This is a genomic window from Mesorhizobium sp. M4B.F.Ca.ET.089.01.1.1 (assembly GCF_004022605.1).
In the GTDB taxonomy this organism is placed as follows: domain Bacteria; phylum Pseudomonadota; class Alphaproteobacteria; order Rhizobiales; family Rhizobiaceae; genus Mesorhizobium; species Mesorhizobium abyssinicae.
This window is the reverse complement of record NZ_RZOS01000380.1, coordinates 1-5,661: the sequence shown is the minus strand read 5'-3', so window position 1 is coordinate 5,661 and position 5,661 is coordinate 1. Positions and strand designations below refer to the sequence as shown.

At 65.2% G+C, this 5,661-nt stretch carries 4 protein-coding genes and 2 pseudogenes; 2 read left to right on the top strand and 4 right to left on the bottom strand.

The genetic code is table 11. From position 1 onward, the window contains the following. Window positions 1-657, bottom strand: a pseudogene (locus EN780_RS26250) (glutamine synthetase); the annotation flags it as partial. 74 nt (window positions 658-731) lie between these two features. After that, complete coding sequence (locus EN780_RS26245) at window positions 732-2,114, bottom strand: aspartate aminotransferase family protein (RefSeq protein ID WP_128275744.1); 1,383 nt, start codon at window positions 2,112-2,114, stop codon at window positions 732-734. 157 nt (window positions 2,115-2,271) lie between these two features. Here EN780_RS26245 and EN780_RS26240 point away from each other — a divergent pair, with 157 nt between their 5' ends. Continuing rightward, window positions 2,272-2,724 carry a hypothetical protein gene (locus EN780_RS26240; protein ID WP_127309663.1) on the top strand — a complete coding sequence of 151 codons (453 nt, stop codon included), beginning with the start codon at window positions 2,272-2,274 and terminating at the stop codon, window positions 2,722-2,724. A gap of 6 nt (window positions 2,725-2,730) precedes the next feature. Here the strand turns inward: EN780_RS26240 and EN780_RS26235 are convergent, their stop codons facing one another. Continuing rightward, window positions 2,731-3,705 carry a WD40 repeat domain-containing protein gene (locus EN780_RS26235; protein WP_128275743.1) on the bottom strand — a complete coding sequence of 325 codons (975 nt, stop codon included), beginning with the start codon at window positions 3,703-3,705 and terminating at the stop codon, window positions 2,731-2,733. A gap of 347 nt (window positions 3,706-4,052) precedes the next feature. Then, window positions 4,053-5,120 (bottom strand): GTP-binding protein, encoded by a 1,068-nt coding sequence (locus EN780_RS26225; RefSeq protein WP_128275742.1) that lies wholly within the window; start codon window positions 5,118-5,120, stop codon window positions 4,053-4,055. Between the two features lie 136 nt (window positions 5,121-5,256). Here EN780_RS26225 and EN780_RS26220 point away from each other — a divergent pair. Further along, window positions 5,257-5,661 (top strand): annotated as a pseudogene (locus EN780_RS26220) (protocatechuate dioxygenase); the annotation flags it as partial.

Genomic DNA, 5,661 nt, shown 5'->3' with positions numbered 1-5,661 from the left:
CAGCTCGGACTGGCCCGGCGCATATTCGGAAATCACCGTCTCGGCCGGAATGCCCTGCGCTTTTGCCGCGGCGTAGATGTCGGAAAACAGCGGCTCCATGCCGTGCAAATGGTCAACCGAATAGACCTCGGTCTTGGCCGAGCGGCGCCCGTCGAGAACGGCATGCGCCGGCTGCACCTTGCCGTCGGCATCGCGCTCATTGGCGAGAAGAAAAAATTCGAGCTCGAAGGCGCCGGCCGGATGCAGGCCCTTGGCCGCCAGACGCTCGACCTGCCGCTTGAGCGCCAGACGGGGATCGGAGCTCATCGGCTGGCCGTCGAGATGGTACATCGCCATCAGCACCTGGCCGCGCGGCGGGCTGGTGCCGTGCAGCGGTACCAGCGTGCCGGGGATCGGCCATGCGCGGAGGTCGCCGTCGCCGGTGTCCCAGACCAGGCCGGTCTCGTGCACGTCCTCGCCGGTGATGTCGAGGCCGAGGATCGAGATCGGCAGGTGCCGGCCGCCCTCGAAAATGCCCATCAACTCGTGCCGGCGCACGATCTTGCCGCGGCCGATGCCGTTGGCGTCGGTCAAGACGATGTCGAATGCCTCGATTTCGGGATGGGCGTCGAGAAAGGCTTTCGCCTCGGTGGGCGTCGAGCCCGAAGGTGAGGTCATGATGGAACTCTGCTTTGGCAGGCCGCCGATCTTCCAGCCGCTTGTCTCATGCCACTTGTCTCATGCCGCTTGTCTCATGCCGCAAGCCTTGCCGCAACGGCGGCGAAAGCGGCGATCAGCCGGTTGATCTGGGCCGCCGTCGTGGCCGGCGAGATCAGCATCATGTTGTGGAAGGGCGCGATCAGCACGCCCTGGTTGACCAGCGCCACATGAATGGCGGCTTCCAGCTCCGGCGCATGCGCCGCCTCCGCCTCGCCGCCGTTGCGCAACGGGCCCGGCGCGCAGATGAATTCGACGCGGGCGCCGACGCGGGCGACATGCCAGGGCAGACGGCAGCGGTCGATGACGGCGGTCAACCCGGCATCGAGCCGCCGCGCCAGCCGGCCCATGCGGGCATAGGCCGCCTCGGTCATCACCTCTTCGAGCGCCGCGCGCATCGTGGCGAATTGCAGCGGGTTGGCCGACAGCGTCGTGCCCATGCCGGAATAGCCGGGCTCCTTGGTCCGGTTGTAGGCGGCGTAGCGGCTGGCGATCTGGTCGCTCAGGCCCCAGACGCTCGCCGGCACGCCGCCGGCCACCGGCTTGCCGAGGACGAAGAGATCGGGTTCCAGCCCGTGCTTCTTGGTGTAGCCGCCGGGACCGGTGGAGATGGTGTGCGTCTCGTCGATCAAAAGCAGCGTGCCGGCGGCGCGGGTGAGGCGCCGCAGCGCGTCGTGGAAGCCCGGCTCGGGCAGCACCATACAGGAGTTGGTCAGCACTGGCTCGGTGATGACGCAGGCGACATCCCTGTCGGCGAGCGCCGCTTCCAGCGCGGCGATGTCGTTGAATTCCACGATCTTCGTTGCCCGCGTCAGATCGCGGAACTCGCCTGCCAGGCCCGGCCGGTTCACTGGCTTGCCGTCGACCAGCCGCACCATCGTCTCGTCGACCGAGCCGTGATAGCAGCCGTTGAAGACCAGTATCGTCTCGCGCCCAGTCACCGCGCGGGCGACGCGCAGCGCAAAACGGTTGGCGTCGGTCGCGGTGGTGGCGATCTGCCAGAACGGCAGCCCGAAACGCTCCTGGAGCAGCGGGCCGATGGCAAGGGCATCCTCGCTCGGCAGCATATAGGTCAGGCCGCGCCCGGACTGGCGGCGGATGGCGCGGGCGACCGGCGGCGGAGAATGGCCGAACATCGAACCGGTGTCGCCGAGGCAGAAATCGTCGAGCCGGTTGCCGTCGATGTCGGTGATGGTGGCGCCCCTGGCGCTGCCGACAAGGATCGGAAACGGCGTCGGCCAATCGTTCATCCAATGCATCGGCACGCCGCCGAAAAAGCCGGGCAGACCGTTGCCGGCCTTGGCCTCGGATTTCGGCCGTGCCTTGCGGAAAACCTCAGCCTCCGTGTCGCGCAGCATGGCAATACGGTCGCGGCTGATGCCGCCGATCGACGTCTTTGAATGGCTGGTTGAATGCATGAAGGCCCCTCTCGCCATTCACTGTAGACAATCGCCGTCTCAAACCGCAATTGGCCGCCTGCTTGCCGTGCATTGGTTCAGCGGCAGCCGGCTGGCGCTTGACCTCGAGGCAAAGCCCGGCATCAATAAGGGCGTGGCTTGGTTCTGGGGGAGAAAAATGCGGGCGATCATTTGCACTGCGACATTGCTTCTGTCGGCTGGCTCGGCCCTTGCGAGCGGCGGCATCTGGTGCTCCGCCGAGGATGCGGGGGCAATATTCCAGGTCGAGGCCGGCGTCACCAGGGGCATGGGCGGGCCGACGTTCAATTTTCGCGGCGATCTCGAAATTCTCGGCAGGCCTGCCGGCGACAGCCTGCGCAAGACCGTCTTCGAGGATTCCAACCTGACGCAATACTGGCTCGACGGCGAGGAATTGCGGCTGAACATCTATCGCGAGCACGAAGTCGCTGAACATATCAACTCGGTCGAACTGACGATCCTGACCAAGACCAGCGACGAAGGCGTCTATGACGGGCGCTATACGCTCGCCATCTACGACGCCGCGGCGGATACGGACCAGGACGGCAAGCCGGTTGAAGTCAAAGGCAAAGTATCCTGCGGGGCAGAATAGCCGCGGCTATGCGGAAATATCGATGACGCCGCAGTCGCCAGCGGCGCTGCCGAAGACGACGCGGCGCTCTTGCTTATCCCACATCATCGCGGTGATGGCGCCCTTGCCCGGGCGGCGCAGCAGCACTTCCTTGGCGTCGGCGAAGCGCACCGCCATCACCATGCCGTCGTCATAGCCGATCGCCACCACATCCTGGCTCGGATGGCAGGCGACTGTGGTCACCATGGCGTTGCCGCGCGTGCCGAGCTCCAGCGGTGCCTTGCCCATCGGTCCGTCTTTGCCGGTAAACGGCCAGACGATCGCCGCCGGCGCGCCCGAGCTCGCCAGCCATTTGCCCTTCGGCGCCCATGACAGGCTTTTGACCTTTGCCGGATAGCCGCTCATGCGCATGTGCTTGCCGTCGGCGAGCTTCCAGCCGTGCAGCGCGTTTTCCTGCATCGTGGTGACGAGGAAGGCGCCGTCCGGCGAGAAGGTGATGCCGGTATGGGCGCCGGCCCATTCGAGCTCCACTGGCTTGCCCTCGGCGGCGGGGAAATGCAGCGTCGCGCCATTGTAGCGGGCGACGCCGAAGCGCATGCCCTTGGGCGAGAAGGCAAGTCCCTCGACCGAGCGCGGGTGGGCGAATTCCTTGGTCCTGCCGTCGGCGAAGCGCACGAAGGCGGTCTTGCCCGAAGCAAAGGCAATCGCGCCCTGCGGGCCGGCGGCGATGCTGGTGATCCATTTCCTGCCGGCGCTCGCCAGTTCCTCAACGTTGCCGCCCGCGGTGATCGAAAAGACCTTGCCGTCCTCGCCGCCGGTGATCAGCCGGTCATTGGCGGCATCGTGAAAGGAGGCAAGCAGTCCGTCATTGGCCTGAACGGTCTTATGGCCGTTGTCGAGGCGGTGGATTGTGCCATCGGCGAGCGCGAAATGCGGCACATCGCCGAGGAAGACGGCGGCGACGCAATGGCCTTCGAGATCAAGCGGGGCGACAGTGGGCATGGCTATCTTTGTCTGGTGAAAGTGCAGAAGGCGGCTTACTCGACGTTTGTACGTCCGGCAACCATGAGGGGGATATTCGCCAGCGATGGCGCCGCCCCTCATTGTCCTGCCGGACATTTCTCCCCGTATAGTGACGGGGAGAAAGAGGGCTGTCGCGGATGATCTCGCCAATCTTCAGCGCTACAGAATAGGCGTCGACATCGCGGCCAGCCTTCTTCTCCCCGTCACTATACGGGGAGAAATGTCCGGCAGGACAATGAGGGGCGGCGCCAACGGTTGGAAATTGTCGCTACAGAATGCTTGGCAGTGCTTCGATCGCCCCAAGCAGCCTGTCCTCTCCCGAACGTTCAAGCCGCCTGGCAGGCCTCGAAGCTCTTGCGCAGCCGCTCGGCGTCGAGCTCGCGGCCGATGAAGACCAGCCGGCTCTCGTGCTTCTCGCCATCCTTCCAGGCGCGCTGGTGGTCGCCCTCGATGATCATGTGGACGCCCTGGATGACGTAGCGCTCATCGTCGCCTTTCAGCGCGATGATGCCTTTCAGCCGCAGGATGTTGGGGCCTTCCATCTGGGTGATCTTCTCGATCCACGGGAAAAACTTCTTCGGATCCATCTCGCCGCCGCGCAGCGACACCGACTGCACCGTCACGTCATGGATATCGGAAGGATGCGCGTGATCGTGGTGGTGATCGTGGTCATGATCATGGTGATGGTGATCATGGTCATGATCGTGGTGGTCGTGGTCGTGGTCGTGATCATGGTCGTGCGCTTCGAGGAAATGCGGGTCGTTCTCCAGCGCGCGGGCAAGGTCGAAGGCGCCGCGATCGAGCACCTCGGCCAGCGCGACACCGGCGCGCGTGGTACGGTGGATCCGGGCCGACGGGTTGATGGCGCGGATCGTCGCCTCGACCTTGGCGAGTTCGTCCGGCGTGACGAGATCGGTCTTGTTGAGCACCACCACGTCGGCGAAGGCGATCTGGTCCTCGGCTTCCTTGGAATCCTTCAGCCTGAGCGGCAGGTGCTTGGCGTCGACCAGCGCCACCACGGCGTCGAGCTTGGTCTTGGAACGCACATCGTCGTCCATGAAGAAGGTCTGCGCCACCGGCACCGGATCGGCGAGGCCCGTGGTCTCGACGACGATGGCGTCGAAGCGGCCGGGACGGCGCATCAGGCCCTCGACGACGCGGATCAGGTCGCCGCGCACCGTGCAGCAGACGCAGCCATTGTTCATCTCGTAGATTTCCTCGTCGGATTCCACGATCAAGTCGTTGTCGATGCCGATCTCGCCGAACTCGTTGACGATGACGGCATAGCGCTTGCCGTGGTTCTCCGACAGGATGCGGTTGAGCAAGGTCGTCTTGCCGGCGCCGAGGTAGCCGGTCAGCACGGTTACGGGGATCTGCGTCTGCGCTTGGCTCATGTCTTGCCTCGAAAAGTCTTCCTGCCTCGGAAAATCCGGGCTTCGAAAAGGGGAGTGTCGGCTCCATATAGGGTGTGTGCCACGCATTTGCACGCGGCAAACCGATGGGCCAGGCAGCAGGCCGGAAAGGCGCCAGATGTCCGACAAGCGAGCTTCCTTGCCAATCTCCCGGCGCCGGGCGCTCGGCCTGATTGCCGTCACCGCCGGCGGCGGCAGCTTTATGCCGTCCACCGCGCCAGCGGCGCAGGTTTCGTCCTATGCCGGGCTTGCCCTTTTCGATGCCGGCGCCGGCGTTTGCGCCATCACGCCCGAGGCGACCGAGGGGCCGTTTTACTTCGACCCGAAGCTCGAACGCGCCGACATCGCCGAGGGAAAGAGCGGTGTCGGCCTGACTGTGAAGCTGCAGGTGGTCGATGCCACCTGCCGGCCGCTGGCTGGGGCGCGGGTCGATGTCTGGCATTGCGACGCGCAAGGCCACTATTCCGGCTATCCGGGCCAGGGCGACGGCCAGGATGTCGACACGTCAGGCCAGACTTTCCTG